At 64.4% G+C, this 24,030-nt stretch carries 23 protein-coding genes; 16 read left to right on the top strand and 7 right to left on the bottom strand.

What is annotated here, in order from left to right:
- Nucleotides 1–14 precede the first annotated feature (14 nt).
- The gene (locus tag RIN61_RS03005) at nt 15–308 is read right to left on the bottom strand and encodes a hypothetical protein (RefSeq protein WP_015271093.1); all 294 of its coding nucleotides are present in this window, start codon (nt 306–308) and stop codon (nt 15–17) included.
- Nucleotides 309–461: 153 nt separating this feature from the next.
- On the opposite strand from RIN61_RS03005, the gene RIN61_RS03000 reads away from it, so the two are divergent.
- The 4 genes from RIN61_RS03000 to RIN61_RS02985 all read left to right on the top strand — a co-directional run bounded on the left by RIN61_RS03000 (nt 462) and on the right by RIN61_RS02985 (nt 4,197).
- Complete coding sequence (locus RIN61_RS03000; protein ID WP_112252981.1) at nt 462–938, top strand: PaaI family thioesterase; 477 nt, start codon at nt 462–464, stop codon at nt 936–938.
- On the top strand, nt 935–1,417 hold the full coding sequence (locus tag RIN61_RS02995; protein WP_112252980.1) for a PaaI family thioesterase: 483 nt from the start codon (nt 935–937) through the stop codon (nt 1,415–1,417). Before RIN61_RS03000 ends, RIN61_RS02995 begins: the two co-directional genes overlap by 4 nt.
- A gap of 70 nt (nt 1,418–1,487) precedes the next feature.
- Entirely contained in the window at nt 1,488–3,392 is a 1,905-nt protein-coding gene (gene htpG / locus RIN61_RS02990; RefSeq protein WP_112252979.1) for a molecular chaperone HtpG, read from the top strand.
- 79 nt (nt 3,393–3,471) lie between these two features.
- Entirely contained in the window at nt 3,472–4,197 is a 726-nt protein-coding gene (locus tag RIN61_RS02985) for a dienelactone hydrolase family protein (RefSeq protein WP_112252978.1), read from the top strand.
- Between the two features lie 114 nt (nt 4,198–4,311).
- Here RIN61_RS02985 and RIN61_RS02980 read toward each other — a convergent pair whose 3' ends face one another.
- On the bottom strand, nt 4,312–5,175 hold the full coding sequence (locus tag RIN61_RS02980) for a pirin family protein (RefSeq protein WP_112252977.1): 864 nt from the start codon (nt 5,173–5,175) through the stop codon (nt 4,312–4,314).
- A gap of 116 nt (nt 5,176–5,291) precedes the next feature.
- Between RIN61_RS02980 and RIN61_RS02975 the strand changes: the two genes are divergently transcribed.
- Entirely contained in the window at nt 5,292–6,293 is a 1,002-nt protein-coding gene (locus RIN61_RS02975; protein ID WP_112252976.1) for an amidohydrolase family protein, read from the top strand.
- Between the two features lie 176 nt (nt 6,294–6,469).
- Here RIN61_RS02975 and fabB read toward each other — a convergent pair whose 3' ends face one another.
- From fabB to RIN61_RS02950, 5 genes are all read right to left on the bottom strand, one after another.
- Nucleotides 6,470–7,690 carry a beta-ketoacyl-ACP synthase I gene (fabB, locus tag RIN61_RS02970; RefSeq protein ID WP_087499923.1) on the bottom strand — a complete coding sequence of 407 codons (1,221 nt, stop codon included), beginning with the start codon at nt 7,688–7,690 and terminating at the stop codon, nt 6,470–6,472.
- 11 nt (nt 7,691–7,701) lie between these two features.
- A complete protein-coding gene (fabA, locus tag RIN61_RS02965; protein ID WP_112252975.1) occupies nt 7,702–8,217 on the bottom strand; it encodes a 3-hydroxyacyl-[acyl-carrier-protein] dehydratase FabA in 516 nt (171 codons plus the stop codon).
- A gap of 207 nt (nt 8,218–8,424) precedes the next feature.
- Nucleotides 8,425–10,356, bottom strand: coding sequence for an ATP-binding protein (locus RIN61_RS02960; RefSeq protein ID WP_112252974.1), 1,932 nt, complete (start codon nt 10,354–10,356; stop codon nt 8,425–8,427).
- Nucleotides 10,353–11,243 (bottom strand): ABC transporter substrate-binding protein, encoded by an 891-nt coding sequence (locus RIN61_RS02955; RefSeq protein ID WP_313855705.1) that lies wholly within the window; start codon nt 11,241–11,243, stop codon nt 10,353–10,355. Before RIN61_RS02955 ends, RIN61_RS02960 begins: the two co-directional genes overlap by 4 nt.
- Nucleotides 11,243–13,390 (bottom strand): TonB-dependent receptor plug domain-containing protein, encoded by a 2,148-nt coding sequence (locus RIN61_RS02950; RefSeq protein WP_207878614.1) that lies wholly within the window; start codon nt 13,388–13,390, stop codon nt 11,243–11,245. Before RIN61_RS02950 ends, RIN61_RS02955 begins: the two co-directional genes overlap by 1 nt.
- Nucleotides 13,391–13,610: 220 nt before the next feature.
- Here RIN61_RS02950 and RIN61_RS02945 point away from each other — a divergent pair, with 220 nt between their 5' ends.
- From RIN61_RS02945 to kdpC, 11 genes are all read left to right on the top strand, one after another.
- Nucleotides 13,611–14,636, top strand: a complete 1,026-nt coding sequence (locus RIN61_RS02945; protein WP_025339958.1) for an NAD(P)H-dependent glycerol-3-phosphate dehydrogenase — start codon at nt 13,611–13,613, stop codon at nt 14,634–14,636.
- Nucleotides 14,637–14,672: 36 nt separating this feature from the next.
- The gene (locus tag RIN61_RS02940; protein ID WP_027592856.1) at nt 14,673–15,020 is read left to right on the top strand and encodes a DUF4389 domain-containing protein; all 348 of its coding nucleotides are present in this window, start codon (nt 14,673–14,675) and stop codon (nt 15,018–15,020) included.
- Nucleotides 15,017–15,475: a phosphohistidine phosphatase SixA gene (sixA, locus tag RIN61_RS02935; protein ID WP_112252971.1), complete on the top strand. Its 459-nt coding sequence runs from the start codon at nt 15,017–15,019 to the stop codon at nt 15,473–15,475. Before RIN61_RS02940 ends, sixA begins: the two co-directional genes overlap by 4 nt.
- A gap of 277 nt (nt 15,476–15,752) precedes the next feature.
- Nucleotides 15,753–16,541, top strand: a complete 789-nt coding sequence (locus RIN61_RS02930) for an alpha/beta fold hydrolase (RefSeq protein WP_112252970.1) — start codon at nt 15,753–15,755, stop codon at nt 16,539–16,541.
- Nucleotides 16,538–17,392, top strand: coding sequence for an alpha/beta hydrolase (locus tag RIN61_RS02925; protein ID WP_313855698.1), 855 nt, complete (start codon nt 16,538–16,540; stop codon nt 17,390–17,392). Before RIN61_RS02930 ends, RIN61_RS02925 begins: the two co-directional genes overlap by 4 nt.
- Nucleotides 17,393–17,501: 109 nt before the next feature.
- Nucleotides 17,502–18,296: a DUF4892 domain-containing protein gene (locus RIN61_RS02920; protein ID WP_215521522.1), complete on the top strand. Its 795-nt coding sequence runs from the start codon at nt 17,502–17,504 to the stop codon at nt 18,294–18,296.
- Nucleotides 18,297–18,308: 12 nt separating this feature from the next.
- Nucleotides 18,309–19,361: an AI-2E family transporter gene (locus RIN61_RS02915; protein ID WP_112252967.1), complete on the top strand. Its 1,053-nt coding sequence runs from the start codon at nt 18,309–18,311 to the stop codon at nt 19,359–19,361.
- 239 nt (nt 19,362–19,600) lie between these two features.
- Nucleotides 19,601–19,690 carry a K(+)-transporting ATPase subunit F gene (gene kdpF, locus RIN61_RS02910; protein ID WP_003251485.1) on the top strand — a complete coding sequence of 30 codons (90 nt, stop codon included), beginning with the start codon at nt 19,601–19,603 and terminating at the stop codon, nt 19,688–19,690.
- Nucleotides 19,691–19,699: 9 nt separating this feature from the next.
- Nucleotides 19,700–21,394, top strand: a complete 1,695-nt coding sequence (kdpA, locus tag RIN61_RS02905; protein WP_207878611.1) for a potassium-transporting ATPase subunit KdpA — start codon at nt 19,700–19,702, stop codon at nt 21,392–21,394.
- Nucleotides 21,395–21,403: 9 nt separating this feature from the next.
- Nucleotides 21,404–23,458: a potassium-transporting ATPase subunit KdpB gene (gene kdpB, locus RIN61_RS02900; protein WP_313855693.1), complete on the top strand. Its 2,055-nt coding sequence runs from the start codon at nt 21,404–21,406 to the stop codon at nt 23,456–23,458.
- 10 nt (nt 23,459–23,468) lie between these two features.
- Entirely contained in the window at nt 23,469–24,020 is a 552-nt protein-coding gene (kdpC, locus tag RIN61_RS02895; RefSeq protein WP_112252964.1) for a potassium-transporting ATPase subunit KdpC, read from the top strand.
- Nucleotides 24,021–24,030: the final 10 nt, after the last annotated feature.

Raw genomic sequence — 24,030 nt, 5'->3', positions numbered from 1 at the left:
CTTGTTTTCGCCGATTACTGCTTGGCAGGTTCGGCTGGAGCAGCTGGGGTGGCTGGAGCGGCTTCCGGAGCCGGAGTAGCCGGAGCGGCTTCTTCGGCGGCCTTCTGCTCGGCTTCGGCCTGATCTTTGGCGGCTTCGGCGTTTTCCTTGGCGGCCTCGTTCATCTTATCCTGAGCTTCGCCCGCTTTTTCCTGGGCTTGCTCGGCGTGTTGCTGTGCGTCTTGGGCTTTGTCTTCGCTCGCTTTATCGCAAGCGGCCAGGCCCATGGCAGCAGCCAGCATCAGAGCAAAAGCAAAAGGTTTACGCATGGGGGTATTTCTCCTTGGTGGAATAAGTGACTTGTTCCTTCGAGTGCAACTACGCGGAATAAGTTCCGCGAAGATTACACTTATATAACGCACCGTTCTATATAGACTTTTTAACGTTTTTATGCCGCTGCGGCAACGTGCAGGAAACAGCCAATGAGCGATTCAACCTTGATGGCGATGGCCGAGCGTTTTCTCTCGGCCCTGAAACATTGTCAGTTGTTGCAAATGCGCGTGGCGCATGCCAATGCCGATGGCATGACCCTGGTGCTGCCCTGGTCACCGGCCATCGTGGGTAACCCGCAGAGCGGCGCCGTACATGGCGGCGCGCTGACCACGCTGATGGATACCACCTGCGGCATGGCCACGCTGTGCGTGTTGCCGCGCTTCGAAGTGTGCCCGACACTGGACTTGCGCATCGACTACATGCACCCGGCCGAGGCCGGCAAGGAAATCTACGGCCATGCCCAGTGCTACCGGGTCACCCGCGACGTGATCTTCACCCGTGGCACGGCCTACCAGGACGACCCTGCCCAGCCGATCTGCCAGGTGGTGGGCACGTTCATGCGCCTGGGCCAGGAGATCAAGGGTGGCATCCGCTTCGGCAACAACCTGAAGGAGGGCGGGGCATGATTCCGCACGAGGTTCGCCAACAGCTCAACGCCGCCCACGCGGTGGGGGACTATCGGCCATTACTGGCGCTGATCCCCTATGCCGGCCTGATCGGCATCGAATGCGAGCGCGAAGGCGATGACCTGCTGTTCCGCCTGCCGGCCAGCCAGGACAACATCGGCAACCCGCTGCTACCGGCCATCCACGGCGGTGTGATCGCGGGCTTCATGGAGCTGTCGGCAGCGCTGTACCTGCTGATCTTCAGCGAGAGCGCAAGCATCCCGAAAATCATCGATTTTTCCATCGATTACCTGCGCGCCGGTCACTTTCGCGATACCTACGCCCAGTGCCAGCTATGGCGCCAGGGCCGGCGGGTGACCAATGTGGCGATCACCGCCTGGCAGGGTGACAGGCAGTCGCCGATTGCCACAGCCCGCGCGCATTTCAAGATCGAGCCGGAAAAGCCCTTGAAATCATCCGGGCAGCCCCCATCTGAGTGACATCCGCCGCTAACGCAGGCCAAGCCGGCCGCCAGGCGCCTACTGCCATCAGATCGGAGTTTTGAAGACCATGAGTGTGGAGACTCAAAAAGAAACGCTGGGCTTCCAGACCGAGGTGAAGCAGCTGCTGCACCTCATGATCCATTCCCTGTATTCGAACAAGGAGATCTTTCTGCGTGAATTGATCTCCAACGCCTCCGACGCCGCCGACAAGCTGCGCTTCGAGGCCCTGGCCAAGCCAGAGCTGTTCGAGGGCGACGCCGACCTGAAGATCCGCCTGAGCTTCGACAAGGACGCCGGTACCGTGACCCTCGAGGACAACGGCATCGGCATGAGCCGCGAAGACGTCATCGCCCACCTGGGTACCATCGCCAAGTCCGGCACTGCCGACTTCATGAAGAACCTCACCGGTGACCAGAAAAAGGACTCGCACCTGATCGGTCAGTTCGGTGTGGGCTTCTACTCCGCGTTCATCGTCGCCGACAAGGTTGACGTGTACAGCCGCCGTGCCGGCCAGCCGGCCGCCGAAGGCGTGCACTGGTCGTCGAAAGGCGAGGGCGAGTTCGAAGTCGCCACCATCGACAAGCCACAGCGTGGCACCCGCATTGTCCTGCACCTGAAGAAGGACGAGCAGGAGTTCGCCGATGGCTGGCGCCTGCGCAACGTGGTCAAGAAGTACTCCGACCACATCGCCATGCCGATCCAGCTGCCGAAAGAGCAAGCTGCCGCCGAAGGCGAAGAACAGCCGGCCGAAGAGTGGGAAACCGTCAACCGTGCCAGCGCCCTGTGGACCCGTCCGCGTACCGAAATCAAGGACGAGGAGTACCAGGAGTTCTACAAGCACATCGGCCATGACTTCGAGAACCCGCTGGCGTGGAGCCACAACAAGGTCGAAGGCAAGCTCGAATACAACTCGCTGTTGTACGTGCCGGCCCGCGCGCCTTTCGACCTGTACCAGCGCGAAGCACCACGCGGCCTGAAGCTGTACGTGCAGCGCGTGTTCATCATGGACCAGGCCGAGTCGTTCCTGCCGCTGTACCTGCGCTTCATCAAGGGTGTGGTCGATTCCAACGACCTGTCGCTGAACGTGTCGCGTGAAATCCTGCAGAAAGACCCGATCATCGACTCGATGAAGACCGCGCTGACCAAGCGCGTACTGGACATGCTGGAGAAGCTGGCGAAGAACGAGCCCGAGAAGTACAAGGGCTTCTGGAAGAACTTCGGCCAGGTGCTGAAGGAAGGCCCGGCCGAAGACTTCGCCAACAAGGAAAAGATCGCCGGCCTGCTGCGCTTCGCGTCCACCCAGGACGACAGCGGCGAGCAGAGCGTCGCCCTGGCCGACTACCTGGCCCGCGCCAAGGAAGGCCAGGACAAGATCTACTACCTCACCGGCGAGTCGTATGCGCAGGTCAAGAACAGCCCGCACCTGGAAGTCTTCCGCAAGAAAGGCATCGAAGTGCTGCTGCTGACCGACCGTATCGACGAGTGGCTGATGAGCTACCTCAACGAGTTCGACGGCAAGGCCTTCGTCGACGTCGCCCGTGGCGACCTGGACCTGGGCAAGCTGGATTCGGAAGAAGACAAGAAGGCCCAGGAGGAAGTCGCCAAGGACAAGGAAGGCCTGGTCGAGCGCCTGAAGGGCGCGCTGGGTGACAGCGTGGCCGAAGTGCGCGTGTCGCACCGACTGACCGACTCGCCGGCGATCCTGGCCATAGGCGAACAGGACCTGGGCCTGCAGATGCGCCAGATCCTCGAAGCCAGCGGGCAGAAGGTGCCGGAGTCCAAGCCGATCTTCGAGTTCAACCCGACTCACCCGCTGATCGAGAAGCTGGACAACGAGCAGAGCGAAGACCGCTTCGCCGAGCTGTCGCACATCCTGTTCGATCAGGCGGCCCTGGCGGCCGGTGACAGCTTGAAGGACCCGGCGGCCTACGTTCGTCGCCTGAACAAGCTACTGGTCGAGCTGTCTGCTTGAGTTGATGCAGAGGAAAGCCCGCTTCGGCGGGCTTTTTTCATGGCGAGCATATTGATGACGAGTGCCAAAGGAGTGCTTGATGAGCAAAGTAATCGTCGAATCGCTGGTTTATCACCTGTCCGGCAAGACCTACGAAAGCCGCCTGGTCTATGAGCCGGGTGCGCTGGGCCGCCCTGGTTTGGTGATGGCGCCGAACTGGATGGGTATTGGCGAAGGGGCCGAGCGCATCGCCAAGGAAGTGGCCGAGAAGGGCTATGTGGTGCTGATTGCCGACCTGTACGGTCAATCGCTGCGCCCGTCCAATGCCGACGAGGCCGGCGCGGCGATGATGCCGTTGAAGAATGACCGTGGCGAGCTGCGCAGGCGCATGCAGGAAGCCCTGGCGCAGTTGCTGGGGCAGTCGAAGGCGTTGCTGGAGCCGGGCAAGGTAGCCACGTTCGGTTTCTGCTTTGGTGGCTGCTGTGCCCTGGAGTTGGCGCGTAGCGGTGCTGATCTGCGCGCGGCGGTGTCGTTCCATGGCACGCTGGACACGCCGAACCCTGAAGATGCCAAGCGCATCAAGGGCTCGGTGCTGGTGCTGCACGGCGCTGCTGATCCGCTGGTGCCGAAGGAGCAATTGCCGGCGTTCGAAGAAGAGATGAACGCGGCCAAGGTGGATTGGCAGTTGCTGAGCTATGGCGGGGCGGTGCACTCGTTTACCGACCCGAATGCCAATGTGCCGGGCAAGATGCAATATGACCGGCGCACCTCGGAGCGGGCGTTCCGCTCGATGCATAACCTGCTGACTGAAGTGTTCCAGCGCTGAGATTGCAGGGGGCCGCTGTGCGGCCCATCGCCGGCAAGCCAGCTCCCACAGTGAAGACAGCGCCGTACCTGTGGGAGCTGGCTTGCCGGCGATGGCTGCAAAGCAGCCCCAAAATTACCTGGGCAGCTCGATCCTCGAAGTTTCCCCCGGCACCACCGGCCAGTCCCCCGCAGCCCACTTGGCCCTGGCCTGTTCGATCAGCTCCACATCACTGGCGACAAAATTCCAGTTCATCCGCCGTGGCCCGTCCAGTGGTGCGCCGCCAATCAGCACCAGCTGGCACTCACCTTGCGCATACAGCGTCAGCTCTTCACCCTCCGGCAGGACCACCAGGCTGCACGGTTCCACATCCTCGTCATTCATCACCAGCTCACCATCGAGCAGGTACAGTGCCCGCTGCGCATGCTCGTCCGGCACCAGCAGCGTGGTCGCCGGCTGCATCTGTACATGTGCGTAAAGGGTAGGGGACAGCACTGGCACCGGCGATTCCAGGCAGAACCCGCTGCCGGCAATCATGCAGATGCGCACCCCCAGGCTGTCACTGACCGGCAGGCTGGCCGCCGGGTGGTGGCTGTAGCTCGCCGGGCCCTGTTCGTGCTCGCGCGGTGATGCCAGCCATACCTGCAACCCATGCAGGCGTGAGCCGTGGGCCAGGGCATCTTCAGGCGTGCGCTCGACATGGGCCACGCCGCTGCCTGCGGTCATCCAGCTGACGTCGCCCGGCAGCACCCGCTGCGCGGAGCCGAGGCTGTCCTTGTGCAGGATTGCCCCTTCGAACAGGTAGGTAAGGGTCGACAGGCCGATATGTGGGTGCTGGCGGATGTCCATGCCATGCCCCGGGGCATAGTCGGTTTCGAGCATGTGGTCGAAAAACACGAACGGGCCGACGCTGCGGCACTGGGCCGACGGCAGCGGGCGCAGGATCGGCTGGCCCTCGACCGATTCGGCACGTGGGCGGATGACCAGTGGGCTGCTCATGGGAAAGCTCCAGGCAAGGTGGAAATGCCCAAAGCATAGCGGTTTGCCCGCCCCGGCTGAACCGTCTCGTTTGTCGGCCGGTCTATTGGGTTCGTAGCCGAAGAAGGACCTGCCCCATGATCGCCAGAGCGCTTGCCTGCGTGCTGTTATCCGCCTCGCTGTGCCAGGCGGCGCAGGCGCGCGACTACCGCTACAGTGATGCCCACCTGCACTACGTCGACTTCTTTCAGGAAAGCGAAGGCATGCCCGCGCTGATCCAGGCCATGGACGCCGCCGGTATCGAGCAGTCGATGATTTCCGGCGTGCCGGTGGCCAAGAAGTGGCATGAAGACGAGCCCAAGCGCCCCCGCTATTACGCCGGCGATGACGCCGATGCCTACTGGTACAGCGCCACCGATACCTATGTGGCTGCGGCGCTGCAGCAGTTGCCGGAGGCGCAGCGTAAACGCTTTCATCCATTCCTGACCGGCTTCAACCCGGTCGACAAGAATGCCGTCAGCCATATCGAGCGCATGCTCGATCTGTACCCGGGCCTGTGGCAGGGCATTGGCGAGGTGTTCACCCGCCACGATGACCTGACCGCGCTGACCACGGGCGAAACGCCGCGCGCCAACAACGAAGCCATGACGCGTATCTACCACCTGGCGGCCGAGCGCGACTTGCCGGTGTTGCTGCATTCCAACATTACCTCCAAGCGCGAGCGCAACCCGCTGTACCTTGCCGAGATCGAAGAGCCGCTGCGCAATCACCCGCACACGCGGTTCATCTGGGCGCATGCCGGCAGCAGCATGGAGATTCACCGGCACCAGACACAGATGGACTTTCTGCTGCCGGTGCTGACGCGGTTGCTGGAAGATTATCCGAATCTTTATATCGATTTGTCGTGGAGCGTACTGGAGCCCTATCTGCTGGATGACCGGGGCGTGCCGCGCAAGGAGTGGCTGGCATTGGTCGAGAACTTCCCGGAGCGGTTCATGCTGGGTTCGGATGTGGTAGGGCGGTTTGGAAGCCTTGGGGAGCAGATGCACGGGTTCAGGCCGTTTCTGGATGCATTGCCGGAACAAGTTGCCAACAAGGTGGCCAGGGATAACTTTCTGGATGTGTTGCCCAAGCAATAGCATTTCGCTTGTGCTGGCCCTTTCGCGGGTAAACCCGCTCCCACAGGGATCGCGCTGTTCTTGAAACCGGTGCTGTACCTGTGGGAGCGGGTTTACCCGCGAAAGGGCCGGTACAGGCGAAACAAATGAAAACGCCCCGAACCAGTCGGGGCGTTTTCGTTTACCGCTGCAGCGTCTTACTTGCCTTCCCAGCGCTTGAGCACCAGGGTGGCGTTGGTGCCGCCGAAGCCGAAGCTGTTGCTCATGACCGTATCGATCTTGGCGTTTTCTTCGGTCTTGCGCAGGATCGGCAGGTCGGCGACCTCCGGGTCCAGCTCGTCGATGTTGGCGGAGCCGGCGATGAAGTTGTTTTCCATCATCAGCAGGCAGTAGATTGCCTCGTGCACGCCCGCAGCACCCAGCGAGTGACCCGACAGGCTCTTGGTCGAGCTGATCTTCGGTGCATTGGCGCCGAACACTTCGCGAACACCCTTGATCTCGGCAACGTCACCGACCGGGGTGGAAGTACCGTGGGTGTTCAGGTAGTCGATCGGTGTGTCGACGGTCGACAGCGCCTGCTGCATGCAGCGGATGGCGCCTTCGCCGCTCGGGGCAACCATGTCGTAGCCGTCGGAAGTGGCGCCGTAGCCGACGATTTCCGCGTAGATCTTGGCGCCACGGGCCAGGGCGTGTTCCAGTTCCTCGACCACTACCATGCCGCCACCGCCGGCGATGACGAAGCCATCACGGTCGGCGTCGTAGGCGCGCGAGGCCAGTTCCGGGGTTTCGTTGCGCTTGGTCGACAGGGCGCCCATGGCATCGAACAGGAACGACTGGCTCCAGTGCTCTTCTTCACCGCCACCGGCGAAGACGATGTCCTGCTTGCCCCACTGGATCTGCTCCAGGGCGGTGCCGATGCAGTGCGCCGAAGTGGCACAGGCCGACGAGATCGAGTAGTTGATGCCCTTGATCTTGAACGGGGTGGCCAGGCACGCCGAAACGGTGCTGCCCATGGTGCGGGTAACGCGGTACGGGCCGACGCGCTTGACGCCTTTTTCGCGCAGGGTGTCCAGCGCTTCCATCTGGTTCAGGGTCGAGGCGCCGCCGGAGCCAGCCACCAGGCCGGTACGCGGGTTGGAAACCTGCTCTTCGGTCAGGCCAGCGTCCTTGATCGCATCCTGCATCGCCAGGTAGGCGTAGGCAGCAGCGTGGCCGACGAAGCGGTAGACCTTGCGGTCGATCAGTTCTTCGAGGTTGAGGTCGATGGACCCGGAAACCTGGCTACGCAGCCCCATTTCCTTGTATTCCGGGTTGTAACGGATACCCGGACGGCTGTTGCGCAGGTTTTCGGTGACGGTAGCTTTGTCATTGCCCAGGCACGATACGATGCCCAGACCAGTGATAACGACGCGGCGCATGCGAATAACCCTTAGAAATTGTCAGTGGAGGTGAACACGCCGACCCGCAGGGCTTCGGCAGTGTAGATCTCGCGGCCGTCGACGCTGACCGAGCCATCGGCGATGGCCATGTTCAGCTTGCCCTTCAGGACGCGCTTGATGTGAATGTTGTAAGTGACTTTCTTGGCTTGCGGCAGTACCTGGCCGAAGAACTTCACCTCGCCCGAACCCAGGGCGCGACCGCGGCCTGGCAGGCCCTGCCAGCCGAGGAAGAAACCTACCAGCTGCCACATGGCGTCGAGGCCCAGGCAGCCTGGCATTACCGGGTCGCCTTCGAAGTGGCAGGCGAAGAACCACAGGTCCGGATTGATATCCAGCTCGGCGACCAATTCACCTTTGCCGTACTTGCCGCCTTCTTCGCTGATATGGGTGATGCGATCGACCATCAGCATGTTCGGCGCGGGCAGTTGCGCATTACCTGGGCCGAACAGCTCACCGCGACTGCAGCGCAGCAGGTCTTCCCGAGTAAAGGCGTGTTGTTTGGTCATGCGAGCTCCTCAATAACCCCCTGCGGCAGGGGATGAATCTTCCCGGCCGGCCCGATACGCATCGCGTCCGGGGCGGCAGCCTACAGGTAGACTATTGCGTTGTGGTGAAAGTCACAGTGCACCCGGTCAAAGAAGTACAGGTGTGCACTGAAAGGTCTATTTTCAGGTCCGATGAAGGTCCTGTCCAGTGTTTAAGACTGCCGCACTTTAGCATTTATCGCCAGTCGCGGTTGTCTGACCGGGTAGCCAGCGCTGCAGCACGCGTTGCAGTTCGGTGCGGCGCAAGGGTTTGCTCAGGTAATCGTCCATGCCGGCCGCCATGCAACGCTCGCGGTCGCCCTGCAAGGCGTTGGCAGTCAGGGCGATGATCGGTAGCCTGGCGCCGTTGGGCAGCTGGCGGATGCGCCGGGTGGCTTCATAGCCGTCCAGGTGCGGCAGGCGGCAGTCCATCAGCACCGCGGCAAAACGCTGCCGGCTGACCCGTTCGACCGCCTCCAGGCCGTCCTCGGCCGTGCATACTGCCAGCCCCAGGCTACGCAGCATGGCTTCGATGACGCTTTGATTGACCGGATTGTCCTCTACCAGCAGCACCTGATCATTGTCGGCCACCGCCGGTGGCGCAACGCGTGGCGGCGTCAGCGAGACCGGGGCAGGGCTGGCAAGGGCGAGAGGCATCTCCAGGGTAAAGGTCGAGCCCAGGCCTTCACGGCTTTCGCCGCGCAGCTTGCCGCCCATGCGTTCGGCCAGGGTGCGGGCAATCGACAGGCCCAGCCCGGTGCCGCCATAGCGGCGGGAAATCGAGCTGTCGGCCTGCTGGAAGGCGACGAACATCATTTCCAGGCGCTCGCTATCGATGCCGATACCGGTATCGCGCACGCTGCAGGTCAGCCAGATCAGCTGGCGGTCGAGCACCTGCCAGCGCGCCTCGACCTGCACCTGGCCGCGTTCGGTGAATTTCAGCGCGTTGCCGACCAGGTTCAGCAGGATCTGGCGGATGCGCGTGGGGTCGCCGTTCACCTGCAACTGCTCGATGCCCGCCGGCAGTTGCAGGTGCAGGGCAAGACCGCGCTGCTGGGCGCTGTGCTGGAACGACTGGACGCTGCTGGTGATCAGCTCGCCCAGGTTGAAGTCGATGTGTTCCAGTTGCAGCGCGGCGCGTTCGATGCGCGAGAAGTCGAGGATGTCGTTGATGACCTTGAGCAGGTGCCCGGTGGACTCGCTGGCTACTGCGGTGTACTCGGCCTGTTCGCTGTTCAGCTGCGTGGTTTCCAGCAACTGCAGCATGCCCAGCACGCCATTCATCGGCGTGCGCAGTTCGTGGCTCATCATCGCCAGGAAGTCCGATTTGGCGCGGTTGGCCTGTTCGGCTTCCTCGCGGGCCTGGATCAGCTCGGCAATGGCCTGCTTCTGTTCGTTGCTGGCCTGCTCCAGGGCGTGGGCCAGGTTATTGATGTGGCGCGCCAGGTGGCCCAGTTCGCTGTCATCGACCACCGGCAACAGGGTGTGGTACTCGCCCTGCTGGATGGCCTTGACCGCATGGCCCATGTCGCTGATCGGCTTGGCCAGGCTCAGGGCCAGGCGGCGTGCCAGCAGGAAGGTAAACAGCAGGGCGAACAGCGCGAGGATACCGGCCTTGATCACGATTTCCTGCTGGCGCTGGCTGAAGGCGTCATCGGACATGCCGACGATCACCCGGCCCAGGTAATCGTCGCCGATGGCCGGGGTGGTGGCCTTGCCCTGTTGCAGGAAGTCGCTGTCCAGGCGGATCTGCTGCAGGCGGATGGGCGCCTGGAACACTTCGACGCGTTGCGCGCGGTTGGCGCTTTCGTCGGACTGCTCCACGTACACCAGGATGTGGTTGCGGCTGTCCTGCACCTCGAGGAAGCGCACGTGGGGGATGCTGAGCGTGGCGCGCATCAGGCCCTCGAGCACTTCGTTGTTGCCCGAGATCACCCCGTATTCCGAGGCAGGCGCCAGCTGGTTGGCGATCAGTTGACCGGTGTGGTTCAGTTCCTGGCGCAGGTCCTGGATACGCACGAAAGTGAAAAAGCTGATCAGCAGCAAGGTCAGCAGCAGGGCAGGGCCGAGGCTGATTATCTGGGTGCGGGTGTGGATGTCCCAGCTCAGGCGCTTGCTCATGGGGTGGGTTCTCCTTCGGCCAGGGCCTTGGCGGCGGCGTTCGGATCGATCGGTTCAAGGCCCAGGGCGCGCGCCACCTGCTGGTTGCCGCTGACGCCGAAGCGTACCGGGTACAGGCTGCGGGGCCAGCGCGCCGGTGGCTGGTCGAGCAACTGGTCGAGCACCGCCAGCCAATCGTCCTGGTCACTGAAGGTACTGGCCAGGGCGCCGGCGCGGACGAACCCGGCGTTCGGGCCGATCAGCGCCATCTGCCGGCCATAGCTGCTCAACAGCAGGTTCTTCGCAGTCTTGGAGTTGAACAGGTCGGCGTCGTCCAGGCCTAGCAGCACGTCACTGTTGGCCAACAAATGTTGCAGAGGGCGGCTGTCGCGCGGGTCGGGCCAGTCCTGGGCAATGATCTCCAGGCCCAGCGCGCGGGCGGCATGACGCAGCTCTTCGAGCAGGAAGCTGCTGTGCTCACCGTACAACACCCCAATGCGCTGGGCCTGCGGCAGCAGGTAGCGCGCCAGGCGCAGCTGCCGGGCCAGGGGCGGGTCGCTCCACAGCAGCGTGAGGAACGCGGGCCGCGACTTTCCCAGGCGCTGTTCAGCCTGTACCCGGCTGACCCTCATGGCCAGAGCCGGCGGGCCGGCGGTTTCCCCAAGACGCCATTCCAGTGCGGCGTTGTCCAGCAAAATCAGGCGCTGGTCGGCCTTGAGCTTGCTCGGGCGTGGCAGGTCGGCGGTGGTCTGGAAGTGCACATGATCGTGCGGCCGACGGCTTTCCAGCGCAGCGACGAAACCGCGAATACCGGGCTGGTCTTCCGCGCCTACCAACACGATTTCGCTGGCGGACAGCGGCCCCATCGGCCACAGGCACAACAGCAACAGGCGCAGCAGCAGGGCCATCAGAACTCCAGCTCCGCGCTCACGCTCAGCCGGTGACGGCTGTCGTAGCGGTTCTGGATTGCCGTGGTCGGCTCATCGTCCAGGCGCTGTTGCCACAGCGCGGCCAGCTCCAGGTTGCTGCCATGCACCCGGAAACGCTTGGCCAGGCGCAGGTCCAGGCGCTCGTAGCGGTACTGGTTGAGTGCATCGTCACCGTAATAGAACAGTGCGCTGGACCAGCCATCACCCCACTCGCGCATCCACCCGGCCGAGCCACTGTTGCGGGCGCTGAGCCGGCGGTCGGCGGGGTTGCTGGCCCAGGCATCCACGTAGGCGTAGGTCAGACGCAGGCGGTCGCGCAGGGTCGGGCGCCAGTCCAGTTGCGCCTCGCTGCCGCTGAAACGGGCCTTGTTGGCATTGCTGGCGATGTACTGGTTGTTCTTCAGGGGCTCGCTGATCATTCCGGTGATCTCGTCGTAGAACAGCTTCACATCCATGTTCAGGTCGATGTCGCTGAAGTAGCCGTTGTAGCCCAGCTCGCGAGAGCGCATGCGTTCCTGGTCGAGGTCGCCGGGGCCGCGGGTCTTGACGAAGTATTCGCCGTTCTGCAGGCCGAAAGCGTTGGGGGTCAGGTTCTTGACCGTGTAGCTCCAGTTGACGTTGTTCTCGAACATGTCTGGCGAGCGCACTGCCTCGGAGTACACCGCACGCAGGCCATGGCGCGGGGTGATCAGGTAGTTGACCGCCACGCGCGGGGTCAGCGAGCTGCCGGACAGGCGCGAGTCCTCGAACATGGCACCGCCCTGCAGGATCCAGTGCTCGTCGGCGCGCCACTCCAGCTGGCCGAACAGGCGCCAGGTCTGGTCGTCGATGCTGCCGTTGAAGTAGGTCTGCGAGTCGGCACGATCATAGCGGTAGTTCATGCCGCTGAGCAGGCGCAGGCTGTCGGTCAGGCTCAGGGTGTCCTGGATTTCCAGGTCGTAGCGGGTTTCGCGGGTGCTCTGGTCGACGTCACCGCAAACCTGGTTCTTGCCACCGTTCTCCCACTGTTGCTGAACCTTCTGCAGCAGCCCCTTCAGAACCGGATCGTCGGTCGAAAGCGGCGCGCCGGTAGCAATGCCTCGCGCCACTTTTTCGGCGAAGTCAGGGTTGATTTGCCAGAGCTGGGTCAATTCCGGGCTGAACGACTGCAAGGCGTCACAGGCGCGCCACACCTGCTGGCGGTCGAAATGCTGGGCCGAGCCCTGGATATACAGGCTGTGCTCGGAACTGAAATCCTTGGTCCAGCGCAACGAGCCGGCGTAATCCTTGGCGTTGACATCAGCGTTGTTGCCGGCTTCGTACCTGGCGAACACCGGCTGATAGGTATAAGGCCGCTGGTTGCTGCCTTCCTTCGCCGCCAGTTGCCATTCCAGGGTCTGGTCGTGTGCCAGGCTGTGGCTGGCGTTGATATTGAAGCGGGTCAACCGGCGGCTGTCGCGATAGTCCTGGCCGAACTGGTTCTCGTCGAAGCCATCGTCCTGCTGGCCGGACAGCGACAGGCGCATGTCGCCACCATCCCAGCCGAAACCGTGGCTGGCATAGAAGTCGTTGATGCCGTCCTGGCCGCGGGTCATCTTCAGCCGCGTGCCATGGCTGTCGGCAGGGTTGCGGGTAAGGATGTTGACCACGGCCATCAGCGCGTTGGCGCCGTAGCTGACCGTGTTGGGGCCGCGGAACACCTCGATGCGCTCGATATCCTCCAAGGCTACGGGGATGTCGCTCCAGTCCACCGTGGCCAGGCCGGCGCGGTACACCGAACGGCCATCGATCAGCACCTGCATGCGCCGGGCATCGTTGACGTTGCTGCCATGGTAGTTGACCGTGGGTTGGTTGCCGGCGTTGTAACCCACCATCATGCCCGGCACCAGGCGCAGCAGCTCGGGGATGTCCCGCGCACCGCTGGCGCGGATCAGTTCGCTGTCGAGCACGGTCATGCTGCCCGGAACTGCGGCGGGGGATTGTTTCAGGCGCGTGGCGGTCAGAACCTGCGGCAGGTCCGTGTTGTCGATGAACAGGTCATCGGCCACGGCCGGGCCACCGAGCAGGGCAGTCAGTATGAGCAGGCGCGGGTACGGGGGCGTGCCAGGGAACACAAAGCGGCCTTGTATCAGGATTGAAACAGGCATGGTAACTGACCGTGGCTTATTTGCCAGTGATCTGCATTGCCCGTGACGGCCCTTTCGCGGGTAAACCCGCTCCCACAGGGACCGCACCGCTGCTGAAGGCTGCGTGGTACCTGTGGGAGCGGTTTACCCGCGAAGAGGCCAGTACTGACACTGGTCCTGTAGCAGGCGAGTCGTATAATGGCCCGGTCGCCACTTAACTTTTGGCTTTAACGGATTGGATATGACTGAACAGCAACCTGTTGCAGTTCTGGGAGGCGGCAGCTTCGGCACCGCCGTGGCGAACCTGCTGGCAGAAAACGGTGTGCCGGTGCGCCAATGGATGCGCGACCCGGAGCAGGCCGAGGCGATGCGCGTCAATCGCGAGAATCCGCGCTACCTCAAAGGCATCCGCCTGCACGATGGCGTCGAGCCGGTCAGCGACCTGCTGGCCACCTTGCAGGCCAGCGAGCTGATTTTCGTCGCCCTGCCATCGAGCGCCTTGCGCAGCGTGCTGGCCCCGCATGCCGAGCTGCTGCGCGGCAAGGGCCTGGTCAGCCTGACCAAGGGCATCGAAGCGCAAAGCTTCAAGCTGATGAGCCAGATCCTTGAGGAAATCGCCCCCGAGGCGCGCATCGGCGTGTTGTCCGGCCCCAACCTGGCCCGTGAAATCGCCGAGCATGCGCTGACCGCCACGGTGGTCGCCAGCGAAGACGAAAAGCTGTGCCAGCAGGTGCAGGCGGTGCTGCATGGGCGTACCTTCCGCGTCTACGCCAGTGCCGACCGCTTTGGTGTCGAGCTGGGCGGGGCGCTGAAGAACGTCTACGCCATCATCGCCGGCATGGCGGTGGCCCTGGGCATGGGCGAGAACACCAAGAGCATGCTGATTACCCGCGCCCTGGCCGAGATGACCCGCTTCGCTGTCAGCCAGGGCGCCAACCCCATGACCTTCCTCGGCCTGGCCGGTGTCGGTGACTTGATCGTGACCTGCTCCTCGCCCAAGAGCCGCAACTACCAGGTCGGCCACGCGCTGGGCCAGGGCCTGAGCCTGGAGCAGGCGGTCAATCGCCTGGGCGAAGTGGCCGAAGGCGTCAACACCCTCAAGGTGCTCAAGGCCAAGGCGCAGGAAGTGCAGGTTTACATGCCGCTGGTGGCAGGCCTGCATGCCATCCTGTTCGAAGGCCGCACGCTGAACCAGGTGATCGAGCACCTGATGCGTGCCGAGCCGAAGACCGATGTCGATTTCATTTCCATCAGCGGTTTCAACTGAGCCTTCAGCGGCTCTGACAACAGCAAGGAGCAACACATGAACGATACGCCCGAACGCGCCCAGCGCGAGTCGATCATCCTGCGGGTCCTGTGGATGCTGGTGTTCCTGGTGGTCTGGCAACTGGCCGAGCTGCTGCTCGGTGGCCTGGTGCTGGTACAGCTGATCTACCGCCTGGTGTACGGCGCCCCCAGCGCCAGCCTCATGAACTTCGGCGACAGCCTGAGCCAGTACCTGGCGCAGATCGGCCGCTTCGGCAGCTTCCACAGCGACCAGAAGCCCTGGCCGTTCGCCGACTGGCCGGCACCGCGTGCCCCGGAAGGCGAGGCGCCGCACGCCGTGGCCCCGGCCCCGCACCCGGTGCGTGACGAGGAGCCCAAGCTGTGAAGCTGTGGGTGCTGCGCCACGGCGAAGCGGAGCCGCGGGCCAACAGCGATGCCGAGCGCCGGCTGACCGCCCACGGTCGCGAGCAGGTGCTGCACAGCGCCGCCCGCCTGCTGGGCCAGCCGCTGCAGGCGATCATCGCCAGCCCTTACGTACGCGCCCAGCAAACGGCCGCCCTGGTGCATGACACCCTGGGTTTCGCCGAGCCGGTGTGCACGGTGCCCTGGCTGACGCCCGACAGTGATGTGCAGCAGGTGATCGGCGAAATCGAGCGCCTGGGCCTGGAGCATGTGCTGCTGGTCAGCCACCAGCCGTTGGTGGGTAACCTGGTCGGGGCATTGGAGCATGGTCACCAGCAGCAACCGGCGGGCATGAGCACTGCCAGCCTGGCGGAGCTGCAAGGGGATTGGCCACTGGCTGGGCTGATGACCCTTCGGGCGATCAACTCCCCGGCTTGAGCCCCGCGGTCAGCTGTAGGAGCGGCCTTGTGTCGCGATGGACTGCGAAGCAGCCCCGGCAATTTGTGCATCTGCGCTGAAACCCTGGGGCTGCTTCGCAGCCCATCGCGACACAAGGCCGCTCCTACAGGAGTCCGCGCAGGTCAGGAGATTGATGCAATACATTTGCGCCCACCAGCCTGACCTGATAGCCCTCGGCGATGACCTTTACGGACATTGCCGAACCGCCCCGCGATGCCGACAATGGGCCATCATTCCCCCATCCGGACCCGGCGCCATGTCGCAGCAGATTTTCTTCGCCCATGCCAACGGTTTCCCCTCGGCCACCTACGGCAAGCTGTTTGCTGCCCTGGCGCCGGACTACCAGGTGCAGCACCTGGCCCAGCACGGGCACGATCCGCGATTTCCGGTGGACGACAACTGGCAGAGCCTGGTCGACGAACTGCTGCACCACCTGGCCCGGCAGGGCCAGCCGGTATGGGGTGTCGGCCATTCGTTGGGCGGGGTGTTGCACCTGCACGCCGCCTTGCGCTGCCCCGAGTATTACCGTGGCGTGGTGATGCTCGACTCGCCGGTGCTTACCCGCGCCGACCAATGGCTGCTGCGCACCGCCAAGCGCTTGGGCTTCATCGACCGCATCACCCCGGCTGGTCGCACCCTGGGGCGCCGCGAAACCTTCAATGACCGCGACAGTGCCCGGGACTATTTCGCCGGCAAGTCACTGTTCCGCCATTTCGACCCCGACTGCCTCGATGCCTATGTAGAGCACGGCCTGCAGGCGATGGAGCAGGGGCTGCAGTTGCGCTTCGATCCGGCCACGGAAATCAGCATCTACCGCAGCATTCCGCATACCAGCCCTGCGCCCGCGCGGCAGTTGCAGGTGCCACTGGCCATGGTCCGCGGCGAGCGCAGCAATGTCATTCGCCGCCACCACACATTGGCCGTGCGCGGCATGCCCAAGGGTGAATACCACAGCGTGCCAGGCGGACACATGTTTCCGCTGGAGCGGCCAACCGATACCGCCAGCCTGATCAAGGGCCTGTTCGACCGCTGGAGCCAGGCATGAGTGCACAGGTCGAGGAGATCCGCCTGAGCCTGGGCCATATCGAACTGGCGGCGCACCTGTTTGGCCCCGAGCACGGTTTGCCGGTGATCGCCCTGCATGGCTGGCTGGACAACGCCAACAGCTTCGCCCGCCTGGCGCCGCAGCTGAAAGGCCTGCGCATCGTCGCCCTGGACCTGGCCGGGCATGGTTACTCCGAGCACCGGCCGCTCGGCGCCGGCTACGCCCTGGCCGACTACGCCCATGATGTGTTGCGGGTGGCCGAACAGCTGGGTTTGCAACGTTTCGCCCTGCTGGGCCATTCGCTGGGGGCAATCATTTCGGTACAACTGGCTGGCGCGTTGCCGGAGCGGGTCAGCCATCTGGCCCTGATTGACGGGGTCATCCCGCCGACTGGCGCCGAGCAGGATGCCGGTGAGCGGCTGGGCATGGCGCTGCAGGCCCAGTTGCGCCTGGATGGCAAGCGCAAGTCGGTGTACACGACCCTGGAGCAGGGCGTGCAGGCACGCATGAAAGGCATGGTCGCGGTCAGCCGCGAGGCGGCCGAGCTGTTGGCCCAGCGTGGCCTGATGCCGGTGCCCGGTGGCTACAGCTGGCGCAGCGACAGCCGCCTGACCCTGCCTTCGCCAGTGCGCCTGAGCGAGGCCCAGGCCATGGCCTATGTGCACAGGGTGAGTTGCCCCGCGCGCCTGGTGGTCGCCGCGGACGGAATGCTGGTGCGTCACACCGGGTTGCTGGAGCAGCTACCCTTTGAGCAGGTGACGCTGCCCGGTGGCCATCACCTGCACCTGAACGATGAGCAGGGCGCGGCCCTTGTCGCAGACTGTTTCAATCGCTTCTTTGGCTTTGCTTGACTTGCACCGGACAAGTGTCGAGGCTTGGCGGGTTGAACAGGGAGACAACCATGCAACTGCCAGACATCCTGGAGCTTTATCTCGGCGCTGAGCGCCGCCTGGGTCGCCAATGAGCGCGCCTGTTGCCATCCGTATTGCCTTCGCTGCCTGCCTGGTGTTATCCAGCCCCGTGTCGTGGGCCGGCAGCCTGCCGGTGCCGGTGGACGCCAAGGTGGTCGACCAGCGCCCGGCCGTGGAGCAGGAACGTGTCTACCCCATGGGCCCGCTGCGCAAGATCAGCGGCCGCCTGCGGGTCGAGGACAAGGTCGAAAGCCGTGGCCAGGTCAGCTCGGTAACCTATGAACTGCCGGTCGAGCGTACCGCCCGCGAAGCCTTCACCAGCGCTCGTGAAGCACTGCAGCGCGACGGTGGCTACCCGCTGTTCTGGTGCCAGGGCCGCGATTGCGGCGAGGCCAGCCTGTGGGCCAATGATGTGTTCGGCAATGCCCGCCTCAACGGCGGCGACGAGCAGCAGGCGTTCATCCTGCTGCGCCGGTCGGCGGAGCAGGCCGATACCCTGGTTGCGCTGTACAGCGTCACCCGCGGCAACCGCCGCGCCTACCTGCACGTGGAAGAGTTCGTCGCCGGCAGCCCCCTGGGCGAACTGTTGCCGACCGCCGCCACGGTGCTGCGCGAAATGCGCGACACCGGCAAGCTCGACTACCCTGACCTGGCCGCACCGCAAGACGCCTGGGCGAACCTGCTGGCCCGCAGCCTGAACCTCGACAGCACCCTGCGTGCCAGCCTCAGTGGTGCCCAGGCTGAAGCCTGGCGCGAGGCGCTGGTCAAGGCGGGGGTGCGCAGTGGCCGCCTCGAAGTCGGTAGCGCGCCTACCGACGGCCTGCACCTTGAACTGATCCGTTGAACGAGCACCACCATGGCTAACAACGACCGCTTGCTGGTCCAGATTCTGCTGCTGGCGTTGCTGGGTGCCGGCCTGTGGGTAATGGCACCTTTCATTTCCGCGCTATTGTGGGGGGCCATCCTGGCCTTTGCCAGCTGGCCGTTGATGCGCTTGCTGACGCGTGCGCTGGGCGGGCGCGAAACCTTGGCGGCAAGCCTGCTGACCACTGCCTGGATCCTGATCGTGGCGCTGCCGCTGGTGTGGCTGGGGTTCAACCTGGCCGATCACATTCGCGATGCGACGGCGTTCGTGCGTGACGTGCAGGTGGACGGCCTGCCCGATGCGCCGGCCTGGCTGGGTGGCATCCCGTTGGTTGGCGAGCGCCTGGTCAGCTGGTGGCAATCGCTGGACCAGCAGGGCGCGGCCTTGCTGGCCTCGGTCAAGCCGCACCTGGGGCAGGTGGGCAACTGGTTGCTGGCGCGCAGCGCGCAGATCGGCAGCGGTGTGCTGGAGCTGACCCTCAGCCTGGTGTTCGTGTTCTTCTTCTACCGCGATGGCCCGCGCTTGTCGGCGTTCGTCCTGCGCTTGCTGCACCGCTTGATGGGCGACCGCGCCGAGTATTACCTGGAGCTGGTGGCCGGTACGGTGCAGCGGGTGGTCAACGGGGTGATCGGTACGGCCGCCGCGCAGGGTGTACTGGCGTTGATCGGCTTCCTGATTGCCGGTGTGCCCGGTGCCATCGTGCTGGGCCTGGTGACCTTCATGCTCAGCCTGATCCCCATGGGCCCGCCACTGGCCTGGATTCCGGCCACTGCCTGGCTGGTATGGAAGGGCGAATACGGCATGGCGGTGTTCCTGGGGGTTTGGGGCACCTTCGTCATCAGTGGTGTGGACAACGTGCTCAAGCCGTACCTGATCAGCCGTGGCGGCAACCTGCCGTTGGTGATCGTGCTTCTGGGCGTGTTCGGCGGCTTGATCGCCTTTGGTTTCATTGGCCTGTTCATCGGGCCGACCTTGCTGGCGGTCGGTTACAGCCTGCTGCTGGACTGGAGCCGCAACGCCGCCCCGCAGCCGCCTCAGCAGTAAACCTGTACCGGCCTCTTCGCGGGTGAACCCGCTCCCACAGGGACCGCACTGCTCTCACGGGCAGTGGAGGTCCTTGTGGGAGCGGGTTCACCCGCGAAGAGGCCAGTGCAGACAACCCAAACCGCTGATCTTTACACCTTCTTTATTACCATCCCCATCCTCCTATCTCGCCCCTTTACGCCTCTCCCTCGGACAATTTCCCCAAAGCGGCCCAAGCCGCACCACGGGGAGAACCACACATGAACATGCTCGACGGGCTGTCACTGCTGCTGGCAGTGGCATTGGCGTTTTATCTGCTGGTGGCGCTGCTGCGCGCCGATCGCAGCTAGGGAGCGGCCATGCACAGTTACGACTTCGCCTTGCTGCTGGCATTTTTCGCCATCGTGCTGCTACCGGCACCCTGGCTCGGGCGGTTCTACTTCAAGGTCATGGAAGGCCAGCGCACCTGGCTGTCGCCCATGCTAGGCCCGGTCGAGCAGGCCTGCTACCGGCTGGCGGGCGTGCGCGCCAGCCAGGAACAGAACTGGCAGCAGTACACCCTGGCCCTGCTGGCCTTCAACCTGGCCGGGTTCCTGCTGCTGTTCGCCGTGCTGCTGTTGCAGGGCTACCTGCCATTGAACCCGCAGCATCTGCCCGGCCAGGAATGGTCGCTGGCGTTCAACACCGCCGTCAGTTTCGTCACCAACACCAACTGGCAGGCCTACAGCGGTGAGGCGTCGGTCAGCTACCTGAGCCAGATGCTCGGCCTGACCGTGCAGAACTTCGTCAGCGCCGCCACCGGCCTGGCCGTGCTGGTCGCCCTGTGCCGTGGCATCGCCCGGCGCAGCGCCACGACGCTGGGCAACTTCTGGGTCGACATTACCCGCGCCACCCTCTACGGCTTGCTGCCGCTATGCCTGCTGCTGGCGTTGCTGCTGGTATGGCAGGGCGTACCGCAAACCTTGGCCGACTACGCCCACGCGGTCACCCTGCAAGGCACCGAGCAGACCATTCCGCTGGGCCCGGCCGCCAGCCAGATCGCCATCAAGCAGCTGGGTACCAACGGCGGAGGCTTCTTCGGCGTCAACTCGGCGCACCCGTTCGAAAACCCCACGGCCTGGAGCAACCTGTTCGAGGTGGCTTCGATCATTCTCATCCCGGTGGCGCTGGTGTTCACCTTTGGCCACTACGTGAAGGACCTGCGCCAGAGCCGCGCCATCCTTGCCTGCATGCTTGCCTTGTTTCTGATCGGCGGCAGCACGGCGTTGTGGTCCGAGTACCAGCCCAACCCGGCCCTCGAGAGCGCGCAGGTACAGCAAAGCGCGCCCATGGAGGGCAAGGAAAGCCGCTTCGGCACCACCGGTTCGGTGCTGTGGACAGTGACTACCACCTCTGCCTCCAACGGTTCGGTCAATGCCATGCATGACAGCCTCAACCCGCTGACCGGCATGGTGGCGATGGTCAACATGATGGTTGGTGAGGTGATCTTCGGCGGCGTCGGTGCAGGGCTTTACGGCATGTTGCTGTTCGTGCTGATCGCGGTGTTCCTGGCCGGGCTGATGATCGGCCGCACCCCGGAATACCTGGGCAAGAAGCTGCAGGCGCGCGAGGTGCAGTTGCTGGTGGCGACCCTGCTGGTGATGCCGGTCGGCGTGCTGGTGCTCGGGGCCATCGCCGCCAGCCTGCCAGGCCCGGCAGGTGCAGTAAGCAACCCGGGTGCGCATGGCTTCAGCCAACTACTGTATGCCTACACCTCGGGCACGGCCAACAACGGCTCGGCCTTTGCCGGCTTCGGTGCCAATACGGTGTTCCACAACCTGATGATCGGCCTGGCCATGCTTGTCGGTCGCTTCGGCTACATCCTGCCGGTGCTGGCGCTGGCCGGCTGCCTGGCGGCGAAGAAAAGCGCACCCCAGGGGCAGAACAGCTTCCCCACCCATGGCCCGCTGTTCACCGGCCTGCTGCTGGTCACCATCCTGCTGGTCGGTGGCCTGACCTTCCTGCCGACCCTGGCCCTTGGGCCGATCGCCGAACACTTGAGCCTGGGTTTTTGAGGACCGACCATGAACATGCCCATTCCTGAAGTACAAGCCCGGCACAATGCCAAGGACCAGACCCGCTTCGCCGCGCTGTGGCGCCCGGCGCTGGTGCAGGCATTCGTCAAGCTCGACCCGCGCCAGCTAAAGCGCTCCCCGGTGATGCTGGTGGTCGCCCTGACTGCTGTGCTGACCACCGTCCTGTGTTTCGCCCCCGGCAGCGGCGTAAGCACCGGCGTAGCCGTGCAAATCGCCCTGTGGCTGTGGTTCACCGTGCTGTTCGCCAACTTCGCCGAGGCCCTGGCCGAAGGCCGTGGCAAGGCCCGCGCCGATAGCCTCAAGGCCGGTAGCCAGGGGCTTGTCGCTCAGCGTCGCAAGCGCGATGGCAGCTACGAGACCGTCGCGGCCAGCGCGCTGCGCAAAGACGATGTGGTGCGCGTGGTGGCCGGCGAAATGATCCCCGGTGACGGCGAGGTGCTTGAAGGTATCGCTGCGGTCAACGAGGCCGCCATTACCGGCGAGTCCGCGCCGGTGATCCGCGAGTCCGGCGGGGACCGCTCGGCGGTGACCGGCAATACCCGGCTGGTCTCCGACTGGTTGTTGATCCGCATCACCAGCAACCCGGGTGATTCGACCCTCGACCGCATGATTGCCCTGGTCGAAGGCGCCAAGCGGCAGAAGACTCCGAACGAAATCGCTCTCGACATTCTGTTGATCGGCCTGACCCTGATCTTCCTTGTCGTCGTGGTGACGCTAGAGCCGTTCGCCCACTTCGTGGGTGGCAGCCTGCCGCTGATCTTTCTCGCCGCATTGCTGGTGACGCTGATCCCCACCACCATCGGTGGCCTGCTGTCAGCCATCGGTATCGCCGGCATGGACCGGCTGGTGCGGCTGAACGTCATCGCCCGCTCTGGCCGTGCGGTGGAAGCTGCCGGTGACGTGCATACGCTGATGCTCGACAAGACCGGCACCATTACCTTCGGCAACCGCCGCTGCAGTGCGCTGCACGCGGCACCGGGCATTACCGCTCGCGAGCTGGGGGAGGGCGCCTTGCTGGCCTCGCTGGCGGACGACACCGCCGAAGGCAAGTCGATCGTCGAGTATCTGCGTCAGCTGCACGACTTCGTCGAACCAGCCGCCGGGCAGTTCGAGGCCGTGGCTTTCAGCGCCGAGACGCGCCTGTCGGGCATCGACTTGCAGCAGCGCCGCTACCGCAAGGGCGCCGTCGATGCCGTGCTGGCGTTCGTCGGCATGCAACGCCTGGAAATGCCCCAGGCACTGGCCCGTGAAGTGGAGCGCATCGCCCAGAGCGGCGGTACACCCTTGCTGGTGTGCATCGACAAGCGCCTGCTCGGCGTGATCCACCTCAAGGACGTGGTCAAGCCCGGCATCCGCGAGCGCTTTGCCGAGCTGCGCAAACTGGGCATCCGCACGGTGATGGTGACCGGCGACAACCCGCTGACTGCTGCCGCCATCGCTGCCGAGGCCGGCGTGGATGACGTGCTGGCCGAGGCCACGCCCGAGAAGAAACTGGCGCGGATCCGCCAGGAGCAGAACGACGGCCGTCTGGTGGCCATGTGCGGTGACGGTGCCAACGACGCCCCGGCGCTGGCCCAGGCTGACGTGGGCATGGCCATGAACGACGGCACCCAGGCTGCGCGCGAGGCGGCCAACATGGTCGACCTGGACAGCGACCCGACCAAGTTGCTGGATGTGGTGCAGGTCGGCAAGGAACTGCTGGTGACCCGCGGCGCGCTGACCACCTTTTCCATCGCCAACGATGTGGCCAAGTACTTCGCCATCCTGCCGGCGCTGTTCGCCGCCATCTACCCGCAGCTGGGCGTGCTCAACCTGATGCACCTGGCCAGCCCGCAGAGTGCGATTCTGTCGGCCATCGTGTTCAACGCGCTGATCATCATCGTGCTGATCCCGCTGGCGCTGCGTGGTGTGCGGGTGCAGGCGACCAGTGCGGCGCACCTGCTGCGGCGCAACCTGCTGATCTACGGGCTGGGCGGCATTGTCGTGCCGTTTGCCGGTATCAAGCTGATCGATCTGCTGCTCAATGCCCTGCACCTGGTCTGAGGAGGCCATCATGAATGCTTATGTACGCCCGGCATTGAGCCTGGCCCTGTTGATGACCCTGGTGACTGGCGCGCTGTATCCGCTGGCGGTGACTGGTATTGCCCAGGTGGCTTTCCCCAACCAGGCCAATGGCAGCCTGGTGCGCGATGACCAGGGACGGGTGCGCGGTTCGGCGCTGATCGCCCAGGATTTCCAGGGTGATGGCTGGTTCCACGCGCGGCCGTCGGCGGGCGCCTACGCTACCGTGGCCAGCGGCGCCAGCAACCTGTCGCCGAGCAACCCGGCGCTGGCCGAGCGGGTCAAGGGTGATGCGGCTGCGTTGTACCGGGCGCAGCAGGGGCCAGTACCCCAGGCGTTGCTGACCACTTCGGGCAGCGGCCTCGACCCGCACCTGCCACCGGAGGCCGTGGCCTACCAGATCCCTCGGGTGGCGGCGGCGCGGCAGTTGCCGGTGGAGCGCTTGCAAGGCTTGCTGGAAGAGGCCACCCTCCACCCATTGATCGGCCCGCCGGTGGTCAATGTGCTGGCCTTGAACCAGGCCTTGGAAAACCTCAGCCATTGATAGATGACTT

The organism is Pseudomonas inefficax (assembly GCF_032164165.1).
GTDB classification, from domain to species: domain Bacteria; phylum Pseudomonadota; class Gammaproteobacteria; order Pseudomonadales; family Pseudomonadaceae; genus Aquipseudomonas; species Aquipseudomonas inefficax.
The sequence above is the reverse complement of the archived record's forward strand: the minus strand, read 5'-3'. Positions and strand labels throughout refer to the sequence as shown.